Here is a 23,401-nt window from a genome sequence, read left to right on the forward strand (position 1 = left end):
GTCTCAACCATCGCGCCGCGCAAAGCCTTTCGGCCGCTCAAGGCGCTTTCTCGATTTTTCGTTGGGGCGACTGTACCAGTGCAGTCCCCATTCGCCAAACTTTTTTTGAGAAACGGCTTGTGCACAACAAAGTGGCTGCGCGGCTTTCCCCTGCCCGACACCAACGGACAGACCGGGGTTGCCGGTTCGCCGGCCTGTTGACATCGCCGCCAAGCACACCATCGCCGCCGCCTGTGCGATTTTTTTTGCAAAAGGTATTTGCATCGGCCGCTGATTTGTTTATAAGCCCGCCAACCAACCCGACGGGCTTCGCCCCGACGGCGGCTTTGGGGAATAGGTTAACGGTAGACCCACGGACTCTGACTCCGTTAGTCCTGGTTCGAATCCAGGTTCCCCAGCCAAACTCTTTCACAAACAAATTCAGTAGCGTAAACACCTCGGCACGCGTGACTTTCGCACGCCTTGCGCCGATGCCTAGAATGCCCCTTTCGAAAGACACGGTCGCGTTCGACACCCTCACATCCAGATGCCTTGCAAACGGAATTCGCGTTGAGATTGCATTAACGATGTTTGCTTACTCTTTGCTAGGGTTTTCAGGGGGTGGGCAGATGTTTCGGACGAACGGTTTTCTTGTTTTTCTCTTGTCGAGCGCATCGCTCGCAGCGGCCGCCGATATGGATGGGCCATTGGTCGGGGCGGCCGACTACTATGAAGCGCCGGTCGAACAGGCATCGCTGGGCGTAACGGGATATATCGAAGGCGCCTACGGAAGCGTCGTCGATTCTCCCGGCGACATTGATGCCGACGCATGGGCGCTGCGTGGCGCCGTCAACTTCGATGCAGGCGGCGGCTTCAATCTCCAGACGGATCTCGGCTACGCCCGCGCCTCGATCGGGGACGCCGACACGAATACTTATAACGGCACCCTGCACGGTTATTACCGAGACAACCTCTATGCGGCGGGTGTGTTCGTGCAGGCGGCGCGTCTCGATGCAGGGTTCGACAGCCACATCAACGATTATATGGGCGGCATCGAGGGCGCCTATTTCCAGGACACATGGACCATCCACGGTGCGGCCGGTTATGGCCAGGCGGGATGGGAGGGTTTCGACGCCGACCATTACATGGCCGCGCTCGGCGCTCGCTTCTATGCTACAGACAACGTACGCTTCGATGTCGACGGCGCTCTCGACCGCATCACCGACAGCGGCATCGACTACGACATCCGCAGCCTGAAGCTGACGGCGAACTATCGCTCGGTATACTTCCCGGTCACATTGTTCGGCGGATACAAATACGCCGACGAGGAGGTATCCGGTTTCGGTTCGTCGGTGTCGGGCGACAGCAGCACGATCTTCGGTGGCCTCCGGTTCTCCTATGGGTCGAACAGCATCAAGGAAGAAGAGCGCCTGGGACCGGTCTGGTCCAACAACAGCCGAGCGTTTTGATCACGAGACCTATCTCGCAAATAGCGGTCGGGTCGCTGTGTGCCGGCAAATCGCATACCGAACACCGCGCCGGCTCTCCCCAGACCTCGGCGTGGCTGCGCCCGAATGTCGAAGGCTGACGCAGTCTGCCGGCAGACATACCGCGAAGATCAGGCTCGCAAAGTTCGGCGTGGAGATCGTCACGAACGCCGGAGCCGCGGCCCGACATGTCATCTCTTGCGCGCGACGATATAGGGACGGCTGTCGTTGCCCTTGGTCGCGTGGTTTTCCGTGGCAAGCACGTCGAAACCGGCAGCATGGATGATCTGACCCAATTCAGCCGCCCGGAAGATGCCGGCGTAAGGCGCCTGCCCGAGCGCTCGCATCGCGGGCAGCAGGACAAGCCGAATGAGCGGGTTCATATCCCCGACGCAGGGCGTCTTGGAAATGAACAGACCCTGCGGCGCCAGCAGGGCGTGAATGTGGCCCAGCGTGCCGGCCAAGTCGCGAACCAGATGCAGATAGTTGAACCCCATGATGACGTCGAACTGTGTTTCTTCGGGCGTCAGCGCCTCGACGGTTGCGACCCGGAAGGCTAGCCCCGGGATGGGATCGGCGGCACACCTTTCTTCGGCAATCGCTACCATTCCTTTGGAAATATCCGTCCCAAGATAGCTTTGCACATGGCTCGCAAGCCGGAGCGCCGTTGTTCCTGCCCCGCAACCCACTTCCAGCACCCGGTCGCTTGGTCTCAAAAGGGCGCGGGTTCGCTCCAGCGTGCGCTCATATCCGGCTTGATCGGCAATCTTGCCCATGGCGTATTTGCGCGCGCTCCGGTCCCAGAAGCGGGCGTCAGTCTCCATGCTCATGGTGGGTTTTCTGCCTTTCCAGTGCGGGGCCGGTCCGCTGTGTGGGAAATTGCTCCATCGTCCATACGAGGATCAAGGTCAGGTGAAGCGGACGTGTAGATTTGAATGAGACCGCCGACATCTTGTCAACGCCGCTTGCAACTGCCACGCTAGTCCCTGCGTGATTCACGATTACATATGGGAGGGCACATGGCTCATAAGTTCGAGATCTACAAAGACAAGGCTGGCGAATATCGGGTTCGCTTCAAGTACAACAGCGAAGTGATGTTTTCGACCGAAGGCTATTCGAGCAAGGCAAGCGCTCAGAACGCCATCGATTCGATCAAGAAGAACGGACCGAACGCGCCTGTCGAAGACAACAGCCAAGCTTAACTAAATTCCATGAGAGGCCCGCCGATGAGGATCGGCGGGCCTCTTTCCTTTAAGGCGGGCACTTGCCTAGCGCGCAATCCGGGCGCTTATTTCCGGCTGATGAGCCGCGGCTAAATCAGACCACGGCTGGCGAGATTGCGCATCAGCGCGGCCATGCCGAACGTCCAGGGCGGGCAATCCGTCGACAGGCGCACCACGTTGGTCAGGCTACCAAGTTCAGCATTTGAAATCGTCACCAAATCGCCGATCCTGTGGGTGAAGCCCTGCCCCTTCTCGTCGCGGTCTTCGACCGGGGCAAACAACGTGCCCATGAACAGCATCAACCCATCGGGATATTGATGGTGTGGCCCGATCGTCTGGGCGACGAGGTCGAGCGGGTCACGACTGATCTCCGCCATGCTGCTCATTCCCTTCAGGCGGTAGCCATCGGCGCCTTCGACCAGCAGCTCGAGTTCGGCCCTGCGCACATGATCGACCGTGTAGGTCTCGTCGAACAGGCGGATGAACGGGCCGATCGCACAGGAGGCATTATTGTCCTTCGCCTTGCCGAGAAGCAGAGCGGACCGGCCCTCGACATCGCGCAGGTTGACGTCATTGCCGAGCGCCGCGCCCTTGACGGCGCCGTCAGAGGCAACGGCCAGCACGATTTCCGGTTCCGGATTGTTCCAGCGCGAAATCGGCTGGAGGCCGACATCGGCACCCGAACCGACCGATGACAACACCTGTGCCTTGGTAAAAACTTCCGCATCCGGACCGATGCCGACTTCCAGATATTGCGACCAGACGCCCTCCTCGATCAGCGCGGCCTTGACACGGGCTGCCTCCGGTGAGCCGGCCTTAAGGTTTCGCAGGCTGTCGCCGATGACGGCAGTGACGCGTGTGCGGATCGCCTCGGCGCGGGCGGCATCGCCGGCCGCCCGCTCTTCGATGACGCGTTCGATCATCGAGCGCGCAAAGGTGACGCCACAGGCCTTCACGGCCTGGAGGTCACAGGGCGCAAGCAGGCGAAGGGTCGAGATCTTGCCCTCCCCCGTGAGTACGTCGGTCACCGACGCGAGACGTTCGCCATCGAGCTGACGGATGTGGGCAACCGGGTCGGGAAGCTCCAACAGATCGCGCATGGTGGGCGCCATTTTCGAGGTGATGTCGACAATCGCGCCGTCCCTGACGGTCACGAGCGCCGGCCCGTCAATATCAGATCGCCAGACGCGCCCGACAAAGGTTCCGCTTCGGTATGCCTCAAGCGTCATGATCGCTCCCCCAAAGAGATGATTTTCTTGCAGCGAAAACAGCGGGCTGTAAAGCGCATGCGATTTGGGTGGGTTGTACCCGATGGAACATTGCAAGTTTTCGCGCGTTTCCTGTTGCAGAGCGCGTCCAGTCGAGCATGCGAGGTTCGCAACGTTAGTTTGCAACCGCACAACCCGGTCCTCTGCCTTTGCCGAGGCCGTTCCGGCCGGCAAGACCCGTAGGCCGGAGGACGCCCAGAAAGGATGTGAACGCGATGAATCAACGTGAAGAGTTCAAGGAAAAGCCGCTCATCGACCCGGTGACAGGTCAGCCGACACCCATGCCGACAGATCCGGCACCGGTCCGCTCCGGGCGCAGCAGCTGGCCGCTCGTCATCATCCTGCTTGCCGGCCTCGTGCTCGCTTTGATCGCCTGGCTCCCGGCAGAACTGACGCGGGATACGACCGAGACGGCAACGCCACCGGCCACCACCGACCAGTCGACATCAGGGCAGACGGCGACACCGCCAGCAACGGATACGACGGCCACGCCGCCGGCCGATACGACCACCGCACCTTCCGGCGGAACGATGACCGCCCCGGAAACGACGCCGCAGCAGGGCACGACCCCGCCGGCAACGAACGGAACGACAACACAGCCGGCACCGGCCCAGTAACGGTATTGTCGCAATGGCTTGCCTTTGCCGGAAGAGCGTTCTTCCGGCAAAGGTCGAGTGTTGATCGCACCAGGACGTGGTTGTGCCGAAGAGCGCGCGCATTGGGGCGACCGCGATCAATTGAGACGACGCTTATCGGCCGTCATCGACAGCAGATCTCGTCATTCTCTCGTCGATGACGCCTTGACCATCGCGTCCCACCCCGCCGCGCAACAATCGGCGATTGCCATCAGGGTCTGACGCGAGGCTCCGTCGCGGGCGTGGATCGACATTCCATGCTGGATCGACGTGACATAGGCGGCGATGTCGTCGCAGGCCGTTCCCGCGGGCAGATCACCTTCCGCCACGCCACGCTCGAGACGCTGCTCTAATGCCGCCTGCTTTTCCAGCCGGCGCGCCTTCAGACCGTTGCACACCGCCGGGTCGACCCCCTCCATCTGCGGGGCAGAGAGCACCACCATGCAGCCGCGTGGCTCGGCCCATTGGGTAAAATTCTCGGCCGACCGGCGCAATAGGTCGTGCACCGCCTCCTTTGCCGTCGGTGCGCTGTCCAGAAACTCCCAGATACCGGCGCCATCGGTCCGGCCATAGAGGTCGACGGCCTCGAGGAAAAGCTTCGCCTTGCTGCCGAAGGCAGCGTAAAGGCTCGGCGGATTGAGCCCCATCACCCGCGTCAGATCGGCAAGCGAGGTGTTGTCGAAACCCTTGTCCCAGAAGATTTCCATCGCGCTCCTCAGCGCTTCCTCACGCGAAAAATTGCGCGGCCGGCCACGGCTGGACATCGCATGAACTCCTTTTTTTGTATCGATCAATACATAAATGACTTGACAGCGGGAGGCAAGTCGCCGCGTATATATGTATCGATCACTACAAATACGGAGCAAGAGCGTGTCGAATCTGAAAAACAAGGTCGCGTTGGTGACAGGCGGCGGACGCGGCATTGGTGCGGCGATCGCCAGGCGGCTGGCAAGTGAGGGCGCCATTGTCGCCATCACCTACGGGCAGTCGCAGGCAAAGGCCGATGCACTGGTCGCCGAAATCGAGCGCGCGGGCGGCAAGGCGCTCGCCGTACGCGCCGACAATCGAGATGCAAAGGCGGTGGAGACCGCCGTCCAGACGGTCGTCGAGCGGCACGGCCACATCGACATTCTGGTCAACAATGCTGGCATTTATGAAGCAGCCGCCATTACGGACGTGACCGCGGACGATTTCGACCGTACGGTCGATGTCAATGTGAAGGCGGTGGTACTGGCCACGAGCGCTGCGGCAAAACATATGCCGGAAGGCGGACGCATCATTTCGATCGGCAGCAATCTGGCGCAGCGCGTTCCCTTTCCGGGCATCAGCCTCTATGCGCTCAGCAAGTCGGCGCTCGTCGGCTTTACCAAGGCGGTCGCGCGTGACCTCGGACCGAAGAGCATCACCGTCAACATCGTCCATCCCGGCTCGACCAATACTGACATGAATCCGCAGGACGGCGCGCATGCGGATCCGCAACGCGGCTTGATGGCAATCCCCCGGTTCAACGATGCGAGCGAGGTGGCGAGCCTCGTCGCCTGGCTTGCCGGGCCCGAAGGCCGGGGCGTGACCGGCGCCGAATTCACCATCGACGGCGGCACGAACGCCTGACCGGCGACCAAATGCAGAAGAGGCCGGAAGCGATGCTCCCGGCCCCTTTTGGCGATCGGATAAACGATCAGGAGAAGAAGCGCTCCGGGCGATAGGGGGCGATGTCGATCACCGTCTTCTCGCCGGTCATGGCTTCGGCGAGCGCCCGGCCGGTGACCGGGCCGAGCGTCATGCCGTGATGGGCATGACCGAAGGCGAACCACAGGCCCTGGTGACGCGGCGCCTTGCCGATGATCGGCATCATGTCAGGTGTGCACGGGCGAGCGCCCATCCACGGTTCTTCGTCGCGGCGCTCGGCCAGTGGGAAGAACTCGCGCGCTACACGCTCGGCGCGGGTGAGCTGAACCGGCGTCTTCGGCGCATCGCGCCAGGCAAATTCCGCCCCCGTCGTCAGGCGGATGCCGCGCAGCATCGGCGCCAGGAAATAGCCCTTCTCGGCATCCAGTACCCAATTGTTGAGCTGGGCGCCCTCCTGCATGCCGTAATGCATGTGATAACCGCGCTTGACGGCAACCGGGAAATGGTAGCCGAGCTTGCGCGTGACCGTATCGGCCCAAGGACCAAGTGCGACGACGACTTCATGCGCCTCGAGCGGCCCTTCCGGGGTCGCGACCCGCCAGCCCGGACCTTCGAGAATGTGTTCCACCGTCGCCGCGTCCCCGGAAACCAGCCGGCCGCCGAGCGACTGGAAATAGGTGAGATAGGCCTTGTTGAGGCTGTGCGGATCGCGGATCGACCATGGGTCGCTCCAACGCAGGCCACCGACGAGATCGGCCCTGATCGAAGGCTCCAGGGTCTTCAATTCGCTGGTCGAGAGTTTCTGATGATTGACGCCGAAACCGGTCGACAGCTTCTCGGCATCCTTGTAGGCCGCGTCGCGCTCCTTCTCGGTGCGGAAGACCTTCATCCAGCCGTCCTTGCGGATCAGGTCGCCCGCGCCGGATGCATTGATGAGATCCTCATGCTCGGCGATCGAATTTTCGATCAGCGGCGCATACATGTTGGCGATGCGCTGGTGCTGGGTGAAGCCGGAATGCCACCAGTAGCGCGCCAGGAACGGCACCAGCCCCGGCAGCGCGCGAATATGGTAGTGCGCGTCGATGGTGTTGTTCAGCGCGTAGCGGAACAATGCCCCGAAATCATGCGGGAAGCCGTAGGGAAACACGCCCTCGCGCTGGATCAGGCCGGCATTGCCGTAGGATGTCTCTTCGCCCGCACCGCGACGATCAAGCAGCACCACCGACTTGCCGCGCCGCGCCAGATGGATGGCGGTCGATATGCCGACGATGCCGGCGCCGAGAACCACTACGTCAGTCTTCATGTCCAGTGCCCCGCTACTCGATCAAGACCATCAGCAGCGATGCACGCCGCTCGGCCCAAGCTACTTCTTCTTCAGCCCATTCATGATCTGCTCGAGATAACCGAGCAGAACCGCCGAAACCACGAAAGCGAGATGCATGATCGTCGCCCACATCAGTTGCTGGCTGGTATATTGCTGCGTGTTGAGGAAGATCTGCAGAAGATGGATGGACGAGATCGCGACGATCGACGATGCGACCTTGATCTTCAGGCTGCCGGCGTCGAGCTTGCCGAGGAAGGAGACCTCGGCATCAGCCTCGTCGAAGCGGCTGACGAAGTTCTCGTATCCTGAGATCATCACCATGACGATCAGGCTCGCCACTAGGGCGGCATCGATCAGGCCGAGCATCGACAGGATCATCTGGGCATCGTCGTAGACGAAGACCATGCCGGCGATCTTCAGGAACTTGTACATGAACGAAATGCCGTAGAGCGCCAACGCTGCAACAAGCCCGAGATAGAAAATGACCAGCAGCCAGCGACTGGACAGAATGATCCGCTCTACGAGGAGCTCCAGCGATTTCATGTGTTCCGCATTCCTTGGTGCGCGTCAGATCCGTTTCGGCATGAATAGCCAAGCACACCTGGGAGGGCAAGGGATGTAACCGGAGCATCGCGACATGCGAAAGGGACGAAGTCTTTCGACATTCGTCCCTTGTTGATTTCCTACTGCATAAATCCTTAAAGCTGAATCGATTTAAGCAGATAATTATGCAGCAGGTTTAATGCGTTACCAGCGCCTGGATCAGGTTCTGCGCATGAGCCCCACGACCAGCGAGATCACCAGGAAGGCGAGGAATAGGAAGAACAGGATCTGTGCAATACCTGCGGAAGCACCGGCAATACCGCCAAAACCAAGTACACCTGCGATAATTGCTACTACCAGAAAGACGAGAGCGTAGTAAAGCATAGGATATCTCCTTGTATGCGTCGCTGGAAATGAAACGTCATGACCGCCTATTTTGTTCCAGCACCGACGCAAGCAACGATGAAATCTTCAATCCCGCCCCGGAGGTTCGAAACCATCTGTTAACCATGATCGCCAAAACAGTCTCGATTTGGCACAGCCGAGGCGAAATTCGCCAGGAACCTTCGTGATAGTCTTACGTTGTTCCCTCAAGAAATGAAGCGGGTTCGACATGAAGATGCCAATGTCACATATTTGGAAGTCCGCAGCTGAAACAGCGCACCGAAACGCCGAAACGCCGGACAGTAATCTTCACATCGGTAGAACGATGCGTGATCTCTACGCGCACAACACAGACAAACCGAGCCAGAACTTAAACAATCTTCTCGAAAAACTGAAAAAGACCGAGCCGAAACCGAAGAGATAATTGCGCAGCGCCGTTCTTCCGCTACTGCCTGTTTCCTTAAATCCTATTCGATTAAGGATAAAAACATGCAGCAATTCAAAGTGCTACAGCGACCCTTGCGCGTCTAATAAGACGCGCGGGGCTGTGGGGGCTCAAAAACCAAAAGCAAACGCCGCGACGGTCGATCACCACGGCGGCGTTTGCTTTTGGCCTTTCGGCTCGGTCGGGTTCGCCTCTCAGTGGCGGGAAGCCCAGTCGTCGATCTGGCGTTCGGCTTCATCGCGGGCGATGCCGTAGCGGGCCTGGATACGGCCGGCAAGTTCCTTGCGCCGCCCGTCGATGACATCGAGATCGTCATTGGTCAGCTTGCCCCATTCGATCTGAGCCTTGCCCTTCAACTCCGCCCATTTGCCCTGAATGATGTCCCAGTTCATGCTTTGATCCTTTCAGCGCGGCGACGGAGAATCGCTTCGCACTTTTCCTGGAGATGCTTTAGTTGCGGAACTTCGGCTTGTCGTCCGTGCGGGCAGCAACAGCGTAGGTGCCGTCGTCAGCGATCACATTGACTTCAAGCTGACGCGAAGGCGTGATCCACCATTCTATCGTCGCATCCTCGACAAACAGGGCGGGATCGACTTCGGCACATTTGCCATAGGCGCTCTTGAACGCCTTGCCGACCTCCTCGATCGACGGCGAAAGCAATTCATGAAATTCCTCGACAGTCTCAAAACCGACGACCGGTGTCGGGACTTCACGGCAGGCGGCGTCGCCCTGCATGCAACCGACGAGGACCATGATGGCAGCGATATGTTCCATCCGCATGCTCCTTCCATCAAAAACGTGAACAGCAAACGGTTATGAACGGCGCGAAGTTCCATGGGCCGAATCAAATTTCGTCGATGCCTTCGCTGGAGCGAGCACTCGACGCGGTATTTCATGCCCAGCGCGATGGTTGCGGCTGGCGAAACAGGTCGCAGGCGCACGTCGGAGCAATTGCCGCTGGCGGCCCTTCAAATCCCCGGATCGACGACAGGTCTGGGAAGAATTTGCCCAATGGAACAAATCGGCGTGATCGTCGTTTCCACAGCAATAACAAGCGCCGCACCCGTGGCGATACCACAAGGGAGACATTGATGAGCGGTGCGGATCCGACCGTTGCGAGCATTCCAAAGGTGGTTAAGATAGGCGCGAAGCCAGGGTCAGGGCTGGCGTCGGCAAGGCGTGTTCGCTTTGGCGAACGGCCTCATTGTCGTCATTCTGTTCGTCATCAGTCCCCCGCAACCGGTCTCGGCCGAATGCATCCTTCAATGTTCAACAAAGCAAACCTCGGATAGGAACGCGTCATGAAGAAGATACTTATCGTAGCAAGCCTGATCCTCCCCTTGGCGGCATGCACGCAAACGGAGAAGGGCGCGGCGATCGGCGCGACCGGCGGCGCAATCATCGGCGGTGCAGCCACGGGCAATGTCAGAGGTGCTGCGGTCGGTGCCGCCATCGGCGGTGTCGCCGGCGCGCTCGTTGGCAATGCCAATGAGCCGGGACGTTGCATCTATCGCGACCGCTACGGCCGCCGCTACGAGGCCGCCTGCTAAGGCGCAAACGTCAAGAGGTCCAGGGAAGCGGGCTTCGGCCCGTTTCTCATGTCTTGCGCTTACAACTCGGGGAGAACTTTTTCGTCGGCACGGCTACTGCATAATTGCAGCAGGTTTAAAGTGTTACCGCGTCGTTTGTGCGTCCTGTTTGACGCGCGGCGCTGCAAGCGCCTCGGCGTCATCCAGCTTTTGCAGAAGGTCGATGAAAAGGTCAGGCACCGGCTCCTGCTCGATCGCGCGGTAGAGCGCCTTCAGCTTCGAGCCGATCAAGCCGTTCGGATCTGAGCCTCTCGCAGCCTTCGCCGTTTCCTCTTCCCCTACGCCACGCTCGTCCACAGGATGCTCCATCCCACAACCCCTAAGCCAGACAGCGCTCGAAACACCTCGAGCACGCATCGCTGTTGCCAGCTTCCCATAGGCCGAAAAACGTGTTCAAAACATTCACGTCTTTCGCAGGATGCTCATTGTCCTCAGAAAACAAGCGAATCACATCAGACCCAAGGAAGTACTTGATGTCACTTTCGACCCGTATTGCACCACACCTTCCCTTTCTCCGCCGTTACTCCCGCGCCGTGACCGGTTCGCAGGCGGCCGGAGACGGTTATGTGGCTGCAATTCTGGAAGCATTGATCGAGGACATCAGCCTTTTCCCGGAGGGTTCCAACGACCGCATTTCCCTCTACAAGCTGTTCTGCTCGCTGTTCGAGAAAGTCTCCGTCGACCGGACGGAGAACGTCTCTCCATTCGCCTGGGAACAGCAGGCTGCCGCCAATCTTTCGCTGATCGCGCCCGCGGCACGGCAGGCCTTTCTGCTCGTTTCGGTCGAAGGTTTCTCGATTGCCGATGCCGCCGAGATCATGGGGCAGAGCCAGGCGGCGTTTTCCAAGCTGCTGACGGTGGCCTCGGAAGACATTTCGCGCCAGGTGGCAACCGAAGTCCTGATCATCGAGGATGAGCCGCTGATTGCGCTCGATATCGAAGATATGGTGACGAGCCTCGGCCATCGCGTGACCGGCATTGCCCGCACGCATAAGGAAGCGCTGGATCTTTACCGCAAGACGGCGCCGAAGATGGTTCTCGCCGACATACAGCTGGCCGACGGCAGCTCCGGTATCGACGCGGTCAACGAGATCCTGAAGGATGCGGCGGTACCGGTGATCTTCATCACCGCCTTCCCCGAGCGGCTGCTGACAGGCAAGCGGCCGGAGCCCGCCTTCCTCGTGACCAAGCCGTTCAACCCGGACATGGTCAAGGCGCTGATCAGCCAGGCCCTGTTCTTCGACGAACACGCCCGCTCGACACGCGGATAAGCGCACACGCCTTAGGCCGGCAGCTGCCGTTCCGGCTGCTGCTCGCGCACCTCCTCGAAGATCGTCATGGCGATCAGCGACAACGGCAGCGCCAGCATCGCGCCGACCGCGCCCCACATCCATGTCCAGAAGATGATGGCGACGAAGACGAGGAACGGGTTGACTTCGAGCCTGTTGCCCAGGATCGACGGGATCACCAGATTTTCCATGACCAGATGCACGACGAAAAAGACGGCCGCCGGCGCCAGCGCCAGGAGGATGGCTTCGTGCGTCATCAGCCCGCCGACGAGCAGGGCCAGCGTCATCATGGTCACGCCGAGATAGGGTATGAAGCTGGAGACGAAGGCAAACAACCCCCAGAGCGGTGGCATGGCCAGGCCGCCGACCAGCGCGATGAGCATGGTGACGACGCCGAGCGCCAGATAGATTAGGCTCGCGATCGAAAAATACTGCGCCAGTGCGGTTTCGATCGCGTTCATGATCCGGATCGTGCTCAGACGTCGCTCCCGGCTGTTGAAGGCAAGGATGATGGTCCTGCGCAGATGCAGGCGACCCAGCAGGAAGAGCCCGAGTGCTGCAAGGAAAATCAGCGTCTGGACCAGGGCCGGCGTCAGCCCGGCGGCGACAACGCCGAGAACCGGACCAGCGTTCTTCATGACGGTGTCGGCAAGGGCTCCGTTGCCGGTTCCTCGCGCCACCGCCAGGCGCAGCCATTCGAAACGCTCGATGAAGGGTAACACACGTTCGACGACCCCCTCCGCCAGGGCCGGTGCCTTTTGCGCCAAGTCCGTCATTGGTCCGAGCAGGGCGCTGACCACCGAGGCGAGCCCAAGCACGAAGAACAGTGCCAGCAGCAGCCCACCCATGATCGGCGGCAGGCCGAACTTTGCCAGGCTGTCGGCCGCGCGTCCGAGCACGATGCCGACGACGACGGCGAGCGTGATCGGCATCAGGATCGTTTCCATCGAGTAGACGGCGGCTGAGCCGGCGATCACGAAGAGGCCGATGATGCTCCAGGCCACCATCAGGTCGATGCCGTCCCGCTTCGGCTCGGCGGGAAGTGCCGCCTCGACCGAGGCCTTTTCCTCCTCGGCGATGCGCTTCAGCTTGTAGTAAGCAGCCGTGTGCCCGGATGTGTCCAATGCCGTCCCTCGCCGTTGTTTGTCATGCGTCACGCCTAGAGCATTTTCGAGGAAAAGTGCGAAACGGTTTTCCGTCAGGAAATACGTAAAAGGAAAGAGATAGAGTGCGTCTGCGGCTCCGTCCAAACTGGAAACGCTCTACAGCGCCGCGCGTCTTATTAGACGCGCAAAGGTCGCTGTAGCACTTTGAATTGCGGACCGGATCACTCAGTGCCGTTCAGGCGGAAACACATGTAGGGTCAGCGACAGAAGCCCCAGGCCGAGGACGATGATGAGCAATGTGTGCGCCACGCCGACGGCTGTATGCGGGATGAACCCAAAACCGATCAACAGACCTGCAAAAGCAACCACGCAGACCCGCGGTAGCCAGTAGAGCATCGACAGCCCTCCCGTTTTTTTATGGAACCACAGGTAAACGTGCGGACTGGCGAATGGTTCCTGCCTGGGAGCCGCAGGTGGGGCGGTCGCGACAAAAGAAAACGCCGCCGTGCGTTGGGCACGGCGGCGGAAAGATAACATCACGCAAAGCCTTCTCGGCTTCGCCAAGCGCCTTAAAGCGTTTCCGGTTTAGACGGAACCGTAACAGCGCCGCGCAATTTTTGCGAGAGATGCTTTAGGCAGCGGCCGCGACGACGATTACTTCGACGAGGTATTCCGGCGTTGCAAGCTTGGCTTCGCCGGTGGCGCGTGCCGGGGTGTTGCCCTGCGGTGCCCAGGCGTCCCAGACCGAGTTCATCTTCGGGAAGTCGGCCATGTCCGCGAGCCAGATGGTGGCCGAGAGAATGCGGGTCTTGTCGGTGCCGGCGAGCGCCAGAAGACGGTCGACTTCGGCAAGCGCCTGCTTCGTCTGGGTCACGACATCGTCACCGGCATTGCCGACCTGGCCGGCGAGGTAGACGGTGTTGTTGTAAACCACGGCCTGGCTCATCCGGGGGCCGGTTTCGAAACGCTTGATTTCCATGATCGTGTTCCTGAAGTTGGGTCGAACGCTGATGGTTCGACCGAAAAGCGGCTGCCCGCCGCCGGAAGGCGAGAAGTGAATGGCGGCGCGAAAGCTCTACACCATCGGCCCGGCAAGGCCAAGAAGCCGGGGCGTTCTTTCCCCGGCCTCCTATTAGAGCGCTTCCACTTTAGATAGAGTCATGGAAACGCTCCATCTCCTACGCACTTCCGGACGGAAAACCGCTCCGCACTTTTCCTGGAAATGCTCTTGTTACACGGCGCCGAAAGGCTCAGGCCGCCTGTTTCTTGGCGAGCCGTGCCTTGATGCTGGCAACGTCGGCGCGCGGCGTCGCGGCAAACAGCGTCTTGGTGTAGCTGTGCTTGGGATCAGCGAAGACTTCGTCGCGGCTGCCGTATTCGACGGCCTCACCGAAATACATCACCATCACGTCGTCGGCGATATAGCGCACCACCGAGAGGTCGTGGCTGATGAAGACGTAGGTCAGTTGGAACTCGTCCTGCAGGTCCGCGAGCAGGTTCAGCACTTGCGCCTGAACCGACAGGTCGAGCGCCGAGACCGGCTCGTCCAGCACCAGAAGCTTCGGGTTGAGCATCAGCGCGCGCGCAATGGCGATACGCTGGCGCTGGCCGCCGGAGAACATGTGCGGGTAACGATTGTAGTGCCGCTCGTCGAGACCGACCTTCTTCAGCATCGCCATCGCTCGCTCGCGACGTTCGTCGGCGGGCGTCTTGGTGTTGATGATCAGCGGTTCGGTGAGGATGTCGCCGATCTTCTGGCGCGGGTTGAGCGAGCCATAGGGGTTCTGGAAGACGATCTGCACCTTGCGGCGCATCTCCGGCGTCAGGTCACCCTTGGTGATGTCGATCTTGTTGCCATCGATCAGCAGGTCGCCTGATGTCGCCGGATCGATCAGCGTCAGGATGCGGCCAAGCGTTGACTTGCCGCAGCCGCTTTCGCCGACGATCGCCAGCGTCTTGCCCTGTTCGACCGAGAAGCTCACGCCCTTGAGCGCATGCACGGTCTTGGCCTTTTTTATCAGGCCGCCGGGGATATGGTAGTCGCGCACCAGATTGCGCGCTTCGAGAACGACGGTCATCGGGCGGCTCCTTGAAGGCTCGGCTCATCGACGAAAAGTTCGGAGATGGTCGGCAGCCGGTCACCGGTCGCATTGTCCGGCAGGGCTGCCAGAAGCGCGCGCGTGTAGTTACTCTTCGGCGATTCGAACAGCGACAGGACGTCGGCTTCTTCCATCTTGCGACCCTTGTACTGCACGACGACGCGGTCGGCCGTCTCGGCGACCACGCCCATATTGTGCGTGATCATGATCAGGCCCATGCCATGCTCGGCCTGAAGCCGCATCAGGAGGTCGAGGATCTGCTTCTGGATCGTCACGTCGAGCGCGGTCGTCGGCTCGTCGGCGATCAAGAGCTTCGGGTTGCAGGCAATGGCAATCGCGATCATCACGCGCTGGCACTGACCGCCCGACATCTGGTGAGGATAGTGCCCAAGCCGTTCGGCCGGATCGGGAATGCCGACCGCCTCGAACAGTTCGATGGCGCGCTTGCGCCGCTGAGCCTTGTCGAGACCGAGGTGAATGCGCAGCACTTCCTCGATCTGGAAGCCGACCGTGAAGCACGGATTGAGGCTTGCGACCGGCTCCTGGAAGATCATCGAGATATCCTTGCCGATGATCTTCTTGCGCTCGGACGACGACATGCCGAGCAGGTCGCGTCCGTTGAACGTCAGCTTGTCGGCCGTAACGTTGGCCGTCCAGGGCAGGAGACCCATGGCCGCCAACATAGACACGGATTTGCCCGAGCCGGACTCGCCGACGATCGCCAGCACTTCCTTTTCATGAACCTTCATCGACACGCCGTCGACGGCGCGGAAGGGACCGGTGGCCGTCTGGAATTCGACGACCAGGTTTTCAATTTCGAGAAGCGCCATGATCAGGACCTCTTCAGCTTGGGATCGAGAGCATCGCGCAGGCCGTCACCCATCAGGTTGATCGCCAGCACCGTGACCAAAATTGCAACGCCCGGAAGCGTCACTACCCACCACTTGCTCTGGATGAACTCACGCGCTTCGGCGAGCATCGTGCCCCACTCCGGTGTCGGAGGCTGTGCACCCATACCGAGGAAGCCGAGAGCGGCGGCGTCGAGGATCGCGCTCGAGAACGACAGCGTCGCCTGGACGATCAGCGGCGCCATGCAGTTCGGCAGGATCGTCTTGAACATCAGGCGGCCGTGGCCGGCACCCGCCACCTTCGCGGCAATGACGTAGTCACGGCTCTTCTCGCTCATGACGGCAGCACGCGTCAGGCGCACGAAGTGCGGCTGGAAGACCAGTGCGATGGCGATCATCGCATTGGTCAGGCCCGGTCCGAGAACGGCGACCAGCACGAGGGCCAGCAGCAGCGACGGGAAGGCCAGGATGATGTCCATCACACGCATGATGACGGTATCGACCCATCCACGGAAGTAACCCGCGATCACGCCGACGAAAATACCGCCGACCAGCGAGAGCGTGGTGACGATGACGCCGACGAACAGCGAGAACTGGGTGCCGTAGATCAGGCGCGAGAGCATGTCGCGACCAACGGCGTCGGTCCCGAGCAGGAATTCGGCACGGCCGCCTTCCTGCCACACTGGCGGGATCAGCACCGCATCGCGGTACTGGGCGGTCGGGTCATGCGGCGCGATGATCGGCGCGAAGATCGCGAGCAGGACGAGGAACAGGAAGAACACAAGGCCGATGACGGCACCGCGGTTCTCGGAGAAATAGTACCAGAATTCGGCCAGTCGCGCCCGGCGGGACGGATCTGTCGAAACGGCGCTCGTTGCAGCAGCTTGAGACATATCGCCCTCCTTAGTGCCGGATGCGGGGGTTGATGAGACCGTAGAGCAGGTCGACGGCAAGGTTCACCAGCATGATGATGCCAGCAATGACCAAGAGGCCACCCTGAATGACGGCGTAGTCGCGCCGGAAGACGGAATCGACCATCCACTTGCCGATGCCCGGCCAGGAGAAGATCGTCTCGGTCAGGATCGCGCCGGCGAGCATGACGCCCACCTGCAGGCCGATCGTCGTGATGACCGGGATCATCGCGTTTCGAAGCGCGTGGACACCGACGACACGGAAGGTCGAGAGGCCCTTGGCGCGCGCCGTGCGCACATAGTCTTCCGAAAGCACTTCAAGCATCGCCGATCGGGTCTGGCGCGCAATCACCGCCAGCGGGATGGTGCCAAGCACGATCGTCGGCAGGATGAGATGGCTCACCGCAGACTTGAACGCACCCGCCTGCCCCGACAACAACGAGTCGATCAGCATGAAGCCTGTAACCGGCGGGAAGAAGTACATCAGCGAGATGCGGCCCGAAACCGGCGTCCACTGCAGGATGCCGGAGACCAGCATGATCAACAGCAGGCCCCACCAGAAGATCGGCATGGAGAAACCGACGAGTGCGGTGCCCATGATCGTCTGGTCGACGAAGGAGCCGCGCTTGATCGCCGCGATGACGCCGGCGGGAATGCCGAGCACGATCGCGAAGATGATCGCGCAGAGCGAAAGCTCCAGCGTCGCCGGGAACAGTTCGAAGAACTGGTCGATCACCGGCTTCTTCGTCACGATCGACGTGCCGAAGTCGCCCTGGACGACGCCCAAGAGATAATCGAAGTATTGGATCACGATCGGCCGGTCGAAACCGAGCGCGTGTGAAATTTCCGCATGCCGCTCCGGCGACATGACACGCTCGCCCGAAAGCAGGGCGACAGGATCGCCCGGAAGCATGCGAATGAAGGAGAAGGCAATGATGGAGACCCCGATGAAAGTCGGGATCAGGACCGCCAAACGCCCCAAGAGAAATCGAAACATGTTTTACCCCGCGCCACGTTGCCGCGCCGTTGTCTCCCGGCGCTGGCACCACTGCATGTTTCCTTGAACCCTTCGGATTCGAGGGCAAAAACATGCAGCAACTCAAATTGCTACAGCGACCTTTGCGCGTCTGACAGGACGCGCGCCACTGTAGTAGATGCAAAGAGGGGCGTTTGCCCGTGGCAAACGCCCCCTTTCGGATCAGTTCATTAGCTTACTCGACAATATCCACGCCGTCGAAGGCAAAATCGCCGAGTGGGCTCTGGACGAAACCTTCGACATTCTTGCGCATCGGAACGACCGACAGCGAGTGGTCGAGCGTTGCCCAGGGCGCTTCGCGCTTGAAGACGACCTGCGCCTCTTCGTAGAGCTTGGTGCGCTCTGCCAGGTCGGACGTTTCCTTGGCCTTCTTGACCAGGGTGTCGAATTCCTGGTTGCACCACTGAGCGCGGTTGTTGCCGCCGACAGCGTTGCAGCCGAGAAGGGTGTCGAGGAAGTTGTCCGGGTCGCCGTTGTCGCCGGTCCAGCCGAGGATGACGGCACCGTCACGGTCCTTTGCCTTCGACTTGTCGAGGTATTCGGCCCATTCGTAGGACACGATCTCGACCTTGACACCGATCTTGGCGAAGTCAGCCTGCATCAATTCGGCAGCGCGGCGGGCGTTGAGCATGTACGGGCGCGAAACCGGCATCGCCCACAGCTTCATCGACAGATCCTTGACGCCTGCGTCTTCGAGCATCTTCTTGGCTGCGTCGAGATCGTAGGTGTCGTCCTGGAGCGTGTCGTTGTACGACCACATCGTCGGCGGGATCGGGTTCGTTGCCGGCTGGGCAGCGCCCTGGAATACGGCATCGACGATCGCCTGCTTGTTGATCGCCTTGTTCAGCGCCTTGCGGACTTCCGGCTTGTCGAACGGAGCCTGCGTCGTGTTGTAGGCGAGGTAAGCAACGTTCAGACCGGCCTGTTCCATGACCTTCAGGTTCGGATCGGCCTTCATGGCCTGTACGTCGGCCGAGTTCGGGTACGGCATCAGGTGGCATTCGCCGGCCTGCAGCTTCTGGAAGCGAACCGAAGCGTCGGTGGTGATCGCGAAGACGAGGTCGTCGATCTTCTGCTTGCCACCCCAGTAGTCGGGGTTTGCCTTGTAGCGGATGACGGCATCCTGCTGGTAGGCGACGAACGCGAACGGACCGGTGCCGAGCGGCATCTGGTTCATCTGGTTCATCTTGCCTTCGGCCTGCAGCTTGTCGGCATATTCCTTCGACAGGATCGAAGCGAACGGCATGGCGATGTTGGCGAGGAACGGTGCTTCCTTGCGCGTCAGGGTGAACTTGACCGTCAGGTCATCGACCTTCTCGACCGACTTGATGACTTCCGGGAAGCCCATGCCGGCTGCGTATTCCCACGAAGCGCCGGTCACGTATTTGTTCCAGGGATTGTCGGCCTTGAGCTGGCGCTCATACGAGAACACGACGTCGTCGGCGTTCAGCTCGCGAGTGGGAGTGAAGAACTCCGTCGTCTGGAACTTCACGCCCGGACGCAGCTTGAACGTGTATTCAAGGCCGTCATCGGAAATGGTCCAGCTCTCAGCGAGGCCCGGCTCGGTTTCGGTCGTGCCCTTCTTGAACTCGAGCAGGCGGTTGTAGACCGTGTGCGCCGCTGCGTCGAACGTCGTGCCGGCGGTGTAGAGGCCCGGATCAAAACCCTCAGGCGAACCTTCCGAGCAGTAAACGAACGTTTTCGACCAGGCGGAGCCGGCCATCAGCGTGGCAAGCGCCGTCGCTGCGAAGAGTGTAGTGAGCTTTTTCATGAGCTTTGCTTCCCAGATTTGTTCTTGTTCTCGTATTTTCCTGACGCGGAATGACGTTTGCCCCCGGTCAAGGCCGGATGGAACGACATTTGGCGTCGCATTGCAATAAGTCGCCAAACAAATTTGTCTATGCGAAAAATTCCTCCTATGGCGGAGCCGGAAATCTGTCCACTGTTTTAGAATACCCTGACATTTCCAGGGGCTTTTTCGGCCGCTGCTCGGCCGGCGTGCAACATCCCGATCCGGCTTATCGGTGACGGCGTGACCGAAGTGCGACGGTGACAGGCGGGAGTGTGGAGCAGGTCACATGTGCCGACCGCATCCATCGTGCACCCGCCTTGCGTGTGTCGCTCCGGCCGGGCGATCGGCGATTCGACGAAAATCGCAAGAAACGGTCAATCCCAAGATAGTTGGGTAGAAATCCCCTATGCGATCGTGCAATAGAACCTGGACAAAATCTCGGGGGAGACAATCGACGTGCCAAAACGTCCTTGGGAGGGGGCGGCATCCGCCACTCGGCGCTTTCAACATCGCGGCGACGCGACCGCGAGACGACCATGATGATGCCGATCCGCAATTTCGTCACCGGCTTCATGCCGTTGATTGAGCCGGCCTTGCGAGTAGACTGCCGCCTCGCGACAAAAGGGTAGCGCACGCGTGGCACGTTTGCTGGAAAATCACAGGCGTTACGATCTCCGCGACGATCTGGAGAAAGCGCTCAACCGCGTCGACTTCTTCCGCATCTTTCACACGATGGCATTGCGGTTCGGCTTCAACCATTTCGGCATTCTGCAGCTCGGCAACGAGAACGACGCCTGCATGTTGTCCACCCGGCTCGTCCTGCACGATCTTCCGTCGGGCCTCGCGGAAGAATACGACAAGCGCCACCGCTTCGGCGATTCGCTTTTCTACAAAACCCTGCACACATCGATCATTTCCTCCGTCTGGAGGTCAGGCGATCCCGGCTGCGCCAATGGCCAGAACCTGCTGGTCCAGCTCGGCTTCGAGCTGCTCTTGAGCGTGCCGGTGCACGCGGCAGCGACCGGCGCGCGATACGCCGTCCTGTTTCTGGGCGACGGCAACGACATCGGCCGCTCCGAGCATTTCGAGCTGACCTATGACGCCGTCTGCGCCTTCGACTATTTCTATCGCATCGCGCTTTCCAACAAGGCCGGCATGGGCCTGACGCCGCGCGAGACGGAGATCCTCAAGTGGATCTCCCATGGCAAGACGGCAAGCGAGATCGCGCTGATCGTATCGGTGTCCGAACACACCGTGAATTCGCATACGGCGACAATCCTGAAGAAGCTGGATGTCGTCAATCGGACCCAAATGGTGGCGAAGGCGATACGCGAACAGATCATTCAGTGAAGCCGATCGACGGGGCGATCTGAACCTGGCGGCGTCGCAAGGCGGCCCCGCTGACAGCAGGCGCCGCAGAAACGATGCAAACTCGCCACCCCACCCGCTTGCCGATGACAGGCGCGCGCAGCAGAATGGCTCCCGGTCACTCAGGTACTTGGACGATCATGACACAAAAAGCCCATATCCTGCTCGTTGACGACGACCCTGCGGAGAACCTCATTCTGCGCGGGCTGATCAAGAAGGTCAGCACCATCGAGATCGAACTGCATTATTGCCAGACGATCGAAAGCGCCCTCGAATTCCTTCGTTCGGGCAAACCGGTGTCGATGGTGTTGATGGACAATCGCCTTCAGCCGCAGCGCGACTTTCGCGAAACCGTGCCGGCACTCCGGTACCAGGGCTTCATCGGCCCGATCGGCGTGATCTCGGGGTCGCTCGTCGAGCCCTATTTCCAGAGTCTGGAAGAGTACGGCGCGGATTTCCGGATCGACAAGTCCGAGATCGATCCGACGGCAATAGAGTTCATCCTGAGGGAATATCTGGCACCGAACTGAAGGGGCGGCCGGCGGCCGCTTTGAGCGGCTAAATCATGAGCGGTAGAGCTACGGCGCCGAGGTCATGACTGATACGCGGCGCCGCAAACGTCGGATCAGGCCGCAGTCGTCTGCGGGGCCTGCGGACGCTTGGTCTCTTCCAGGCCGAGCAGGAAGTTGATCTGGGGACGCGCCTTGACCAGATCGTCGATGGTGTAGCCCTGAAGCACCTCGAAGAAAGCGTTCAAAGCCTTGCGCAGAGCGGTATTGAGGCCGCAGCTGTCAACCAGCGGGCAATCGATTTCACCGGCTTCGAAGCACTCGGCCATCGCGAAGCTGTCTTCCGTGACCTTGACCACGTCGAACAGGGTGATTGCGGAAGCGGGCCTCGGCAGCCGTACGCCGCCGTTGCGGCCACGAACAGTCTCGACCAGGCCAGCGCGGGTCAGCGGCTGGAGAATCTTGAACAGAAACAGCTCTGAGACGCCATAGGCCCTGGCGATTTCAGGAATGCGGCTGAGCTTCTCGCCGTTTGCAGCGCAGTACATCAACATGCGAACCGCGTAGTTCGTTTGTTTCGTCAGTCGCATCATTCACTCCGAAATCGAGAGGTTTATCAAACCTTCATATAGGACGGATCGTAGTTTGGAACAATTCCAAAATACCAAAAAAGTCACATCTGCTTGATCGTTAACGGTTTCCCAGTTGACTGTTTGGTGGCTGCCGATCAAAAAGATGAGCGATTTTGTTAACTTAGCTCAAACCAAAAAAATGGAGGAAACCATGTCCGTTTCAAGAGCTGCAATGGGCGTATTGTCCCTCACCGCCAGCCTGTTCGCGTCCACTGCTGCCTGGGCCGATGGCGAGGTCAACATCTATTCCTATCGTCAGCCCGATCTGATCAAGCCATTGCTTGATGCCTTTACCAAGGAAACCGGCATCACGACGAACGTGCTCTTCCTCGACAAGGGCCTCGTCGAGCGCATCCAGGCCGAAGGCGCCAACTCGCCTGCGGACGTGATCCTCACCGTCGACATCAGCCGCCTCACTGAAGCCAAGGATGCGGGCGTGACGCAGCCGGTCGCCAACGAGACGATCAACAAGGACATCCCGGCGCACTTCCGCGACCCCGATGGCAACTGGTTCGGCCTGACGACCCGCGGACGCGTTGTCTACGCCTCCAAGGACCGCGTCGCCGAAAACGACATCACCTATGAGGAACTCGCCGATCCCAAGTGGAAGGGCAAGATCTGCACCCGTGATGGCCAGCACTCCTACAATATCGGCCTGTTCGCCTCGATGATCGCCCACAACGGCGAAGCCGAGACCGAGAAGTGGCTGACTGGCCTGAAGAACAATCTGGCGAAGAAGCCCGATGGCGGCGACCGCGACCAGGCAAAGGCGATCCTTGCCGGCGAATGCGATCTGGCGCTTGGCAACACCTACTATGTCGGTCTGATGCTGACCAACGAGAAGGAGCCGGAACAGAAGGAATGGGCGGCGGCTATCAAGGTGCTCTTCCCGAACGCCAAGGACCGCGGCACGCATGTGAACATTTCGGGCATGGCACTCGCCAAGAACGCCCCGAACAAGGACAATGCGTTGAAGCTGATGGAATTCCTGTCGGAAGGCGAAGCGCAGAAGATCTACGCCGAGCAGGTATACGAATATCCGGTGCTGCCGGGTGCCGAGCCCTCCGACGTGGTCAAGTCGTTCGGCACGATCAAGCCCGACGAACTGCCGTTGGCCGACATTGCAGCCAACCGCAAGAAGGCATCGGAACTGGTCGACAAGGTCGGCTACAACGACGGCCCGCAGGACTGATCCTACTGCATGTTTCCTTAAATCCCATTCGATTTAAGGATCAAAACATGCAGCAATTCAAAGTGCTACAGCGACCTTTGCGCGTCAAATTAAGACGCGCGGCGCTGTAGCCA

Annotated in this window: 28 protein-coding genes and 1 tRNA gene; 10 read left to right on the plus strand and 19 right to left on the minus strand. The window is 60.2% G+C overall.

Annotated elements, in window-relative coordinates; genetic code table 11:
• Window positions 1-3: 3 nt before the first annotated feature.
• Entirely contained in the window at window positions 4-264 is a 261-nt protein-coding gene (locus ASD03_RS38655) for a hypothetical protein (RefSeq protein WP_128090403.1), read from the minus strand.
• A 63-nt stretch (window positions 265-327) separates the two neighbouring features.
• On the opposite strand from ASD03_RS38655, the gene ASD03_RS03370 reads away from it, so the two are divergent.
• Together ASD03_RS03370 and ASD03_RS03375 are read left to right on the plus strand one after the other, a co-directional pair.
• Window positions 328-401, plus strand: a tRNA-Gln gene (locus ASD03_RS03370).
• 207 nt (window positions 402-608) lie between these two features.
• Complete coding sequence (locus ASD03_RS03375; protein WP_025426022.1) at window positions 609-1,448, plus strand: hypothetical protein; 840 nt, start codon at window positions 609-611, stop codon at window positions 1,446-1,448.
• A gap of 209 nt (window positions 1,449-1,657) precedes the next feature.
• Here the strand turns inward: ASD03_RS03375 and ASD03_RS03380 are convergent, their stop codons facing one another.
• Window positions 1,658-2,296 (minus strand): class I SAM-dependent methyltransferase, encoded by a 639-nt coding sequence (locus ASD03_RS03380; RefSeq protein ID WP_025426021.1) that lies wholly within the window; start codon window positions 2,294-2,296, stop codon window positions 1,658-1,660.
• 189 nt (window positions 2,297-2,485) lie between these two features.
• On the opposite strand from ASD03_RS03380, the gene ASD03_RS03385 reads away from it, so the two are divergent.
• Window positions 2,486-2,668 carry a YegP family protein gene (locus ASD03_RS03385; RefSeq protein WP_025426020.1) on the plus strand — a complete coding sequence of 61 codons (183 nt, stop codon included), beginning with the start codon at window positions 2,486-2,488 and terminating at the stop codon, window positions 2,666-2,668.
• Window positions 2,669-2,778: 110 nt separating this feature from the next.
• On the opposite strand, the gene ASD03_RS03390 is transcribed toward ASD03_RS03385, so the two are convergent.
• Entirely contained in the window at window positions 2,779-3,918 is a 1,140-nt protein-coding gene (locus ASD03_RS03390) for a fumarylacetoacetate hydrolase family protein (RefSeq protein ID WP_156407900.1), read from the minus strand.
• A 254-nt stretch (window positions 3,919-4,172) separates the two neighbouring features.
• Between ASD03_RS03390 and ASD03_RS03395 the strand changes: the two genes are divergently transcribed.
• The gene (locus ASD03_RS03395; protein WP_113567036.1) at window positions 4,173-4,574 is read left to right on the plus strand and encodes a hypothetical protein; all 402 of its coding nucleotides are present in this window, start codon (window positions 4,173-4,175) and stop codon (window positions 4,572-4,574) included.
• A gap of 161 nt (window positions 4,575-4,735) precedes the next feature.
• On the opposite strand, the gene ASD03_RS03400 is transcribed toward ASD03_RS03395, so the two are convergent.
• Window positions 4,736-5,356 (minus strand): TetR/AcrR family transcriptional regulator, encoded by a 621-nt coding sequence (locus ASD03_RS03400; RefSeq protein WP_025426017.1) that lies wholly within the window; start codon window positions 5,354-5,356, stop codon window positions 4,736-4,738.
• A 73-nt stretch (window positions 5,357-5,429) separates the two neighbouring features.
• On the opposite strand from ASD03_RS03400, the gene ASD03_RS03405 reads away from it, so the two are divergent.
• Window positions 5,430-6,203, plus strand: a complete 774-nt coding sequence (locus tag ASD03_RS03405) for an SDR family NAD(P)-dependent oxidoreductase (protein WP_051509154.1) — start codon at window positions 5,430-5,432, stop codon at window positions 6,201-6,203.
• Window positions 6,204-6,270: 67 nt separating this feature from the next.
• On the opposite strand, the gene ASD03_RS03410 is transcribed toward ASD03_RS03405, so the two are convergent.
• From ASD03_RS03410 to ASD03_RS03430, 5 genes are all read right to left on the minus strand, one after another.
• Window positions 6,271-7,524 (minus strand): FAD-binding oxidoreductase, encoded by a 1,254-nt coding sequence (locus ASD03_RS03410; protein ID WP_025426015.1) that lies wholly within the window; start codon window positions 7,522-7,524, stop codon window positions 6,271-6,273.
• Window positions 7,525-7,584: 60 nt separating this feature from the next.
• Complete coding sequence (locus ASD03_RS03415; RefSeq protein WP_081788838.1) at window positions 7,585-8,088, minus strand: TIGR00645 family protein; 504 nt, start codon at window positions 8,086-8,088, stop codon at window positions 7,585-7,587.
• Window positions 8,089-8,307: 219 nt separating this feature from the next.
• Entirely contained in the window at window positions 8,308-8,472 is a 165-nt protein-coding gene (locus ASD03_RS37330) for a DUF1328 domain-containing protein (protein WP_025426013.1), read from the minus strand.
• A gap of 639 nt (window positions 8,473-9,111) precedes the next feature.
• Window positions 9,112-9,309: a CsbD family protein gene (locus ASD03_RS03425; protein WP_025426012.1), complete on the minus strand. Its 198-nt coding sequence runs from the start codon at window positions 9,307-9,309 to the stop codon at window positions 9,112-9,114.
• Window positions 9,310-9,367: 58 nt separating this feature from the next.
• Window positions 9,368-9,691: a hypothetical protein gene (locus ASD03_RS03430; RefSeq protein ID WP_025426011.1), complete on the minus strand. Its 324-nt coding sequence runs from the start codon at window positions 9,689-9,691 to the stop codon at window positions 9,368-9,370.
• Between the two features lie 527 nt (window positions 9,692-10,218).
• Between ASD03_RS03430 and ASD03_RS03435 the strand changes: the two genes are divergently transcribed.
• Entirely contained in the window at window positions 10,219-10,467 is a 249-nt protein-coding gene (locus ASD03_RS03435; protein ID WP_025426010.1) for a glycine zipper domain-containing protein, read from the plus strand.
• A 123-nt stretch (window positions 10,468-10,590) separates the two neighbouring features.
• Here ASD03_RS03435 and ASD03_RS03440 read toward each other — a convergent pair whose 3' ends face one another.
• Window positions 10,591-10,815, minus strand: coding sequence for a NepR family anti-sigma factor (locus ASD03_RS03440; protein ID WP_025426009.1), 225 nt, complete (start codon window positions 10,813-10,815; stop codon window positions 10,591-10,593).
• 164 nt (window positions 10,816-10,979) lie between these two features.
• On the opposite strand from ASD03_RS03440, the gene ASD03_RS03445 reads away from it, so the two are divergent.
• On the plus strand, window positions 10,980-11,777 hold the full coding sequence (locus ASD03_RS03445; RefSeq protein ID WP_025426008.1) for a response regulator: 798 nt from the start codon (window positions 10,980-10,982) through the stop codon (window positions 11,775-11,777).
• Between the two features lie 11 nt (window positions 11,778-11,788).
• Here ASD03_RS03445 and ASD03_RS03450 read toward each other — a convergent pair whose 3' ends face one another.
• From ASD03_RS03450 to ASD03_RS03480, 8 genes are all read right to left on the minus strand, one after another.
• On the minus strand, window positions 11,789-12,919 hold the full coding sequence (locus ASD03_RS03450; RefSeq protein ID WP_025426007.1) for an AI-2E family transporter: 1,131 nt from the start codon (window positions 12,917-12,919) through the stop codon (window positions 11,789-11,791).
• A 207-nt stretch (window positions 12,920-13,126) separates the two neighbouring features.
• Window positions 13,127-13,441: a hypothetical protein gene (locus tag ASD03_RS38660; protein WP_144239133.1), complete on the minus strand. Its 315-nt coding sequence runs from the start codon at window positions 13,439-13,441 to the stop codon at window positions 13,127-13,129.
• A 91-nt stretch (window positions 13,442-13,532) separates the two neighbouring features.
• Window positions 13,533-13,880: a RidA family protein gene (locus tag ASD03_RS03455; RefSeq protein ID WP_025426006.1), complete on the minus strand. Its 348-nt coding sequence runs from the start codon at window positions 13,878-13,880 to the stop codon at window positions 13,533-13,535.
• A gap of 271 nt (window positions 13,881-14,151) precedes the next feature.
• Window positions 14,152-14,979 carry a dipeptide ABC transporter ATP-binding protein gene (locus ASD03_RS03460; protein WP_025426005.1) on the minus strand — a complete coding sequence of 276 codons (828 nt, stop codon included), beginning with the start codon at window positions 14,977-14,979 and terminating at the stop codon, window positions 14,152-14,154.
• A complete protein-coding gene (locus ASD03_RS03465) occupies window positions 14,976-15,830 on the minus strand; it encodes an ABC transporter ATP-binding protein (protein ID WP_025426004.1) in 855 nt (284 codons plus the stop codon). The genes ASD03_RS03460 and ASD03_RS03465 overlap by 4 nt, the downstream gene beginning before the upstream one ends.
• A 2-nt stretch (window positions 15,831-15,832) precedes the next feature.
• Window positions 15,833-16,741: an ABC transporter permease subunit gene (locus tag ASD03_RS03470; RefSeq protein ID WP_025426003.1), complete on the minus strand. Its 909-nt coding sequence runs from the start codon at window positions 16,739-16,741 to the stop codon at window positions 15,833-15,835.
• Window positions 16,742-16,751: 10 nt separating this feature from the next.
• Entirely contained in the window at window positions 16,752-17,756 is a 1,005-nt protein-coding gene (locus tag ASD03_RS03475; RefSeq protein WP_025426002.1) for an ABC transporter permease subunit, read from the minus strand.
• A 214-nt stretch (window positions 17,757-17,970) separates the two neighbouring features.
• Window positions 17,971-19,566: an ABC transporter substrate-binding protein gene (locus ASD03_RS03480; protein ID WP_025426001.1), complete on the minus strand. Its 1,596-nt coding sequence runs from the start codon at window positions 19,564-19,566 to the stop codon at window positions 17,971-17,973.
• A 657-nt stretch (window positions 19,567-20,223) separates the two neighbouring features.
• On the opposite strand from ASD03_RS03480, the gene ASD03_RS03485 reads away from it, so the two are divergent.
• Window positions 20,224-20,937 (plus strand): helix-turn-helix transcriptional regulator, encoded by a 714-nt coding sequence (locus ASD03_RS03485; RefSeq protein ID WP_144239132.1) that lies wholly within the window; start codon window positions 20,224-20,226, stop codon window positions 20,935-20,937.
• Between the two features lie 158 nt (window positions 20,938-21,095).
• Window positions 21,096-21,485 (plus strand): response regulator, encoded by a 390-nt coding sequence (locus ASD03_RS03490; protein WP_025425999.1) that lies wholly within the window; start codon window positions 21,096-21,098, stop codon window positions 21,483-21,485.
• A gap of 95 nt (window positions 21,486-21,580) precedes the next feature.
• Here ASD03_RS03490 and rirA read toward each other — a convergent pair whose 3' ends face one another.
• A complete protein-coding gene (rirA, locus tag ASD03_RS03495; RefSeq protein ID WP_025425998.1) occupies window positions 21,581-22,054 on the minus strand; it encodes an iron-responsive transcriptional regulator RirA in 474 nt (157 codons plus the stop codon).
• A gap of 193 nt (window positions 22,055-22,247) precedes the next feature.
• Between rirA and ASD03_RS03500 the strand changes: the two genes are divergently transcribed.
• Window positions 22,248-23,288 (plus strand): Fe(3+) ABC transporter substrate-binding protein, encoded by a 1,041-nt coding sequence (locus tag ASD03_RS03500; RefSeq protein ID WP_025425997.1) that lies wholly within the window; start codon window positions 22,248-22,250, stop codon window positions 23,286-23,288.
• Window positions 23,289-23,401 lie beyond the last annotated feature (113 nt).

The sequence above is a fragment of the Ensifer sp. Root127 genome (genome assembly GCF_001425225.1).
GTDB lineage: Bacteria > Pseudomonadota > Alphaproteobacteria > Rhizobiales > Rhizobiaceae > Ensifer > Ensifer canadensis.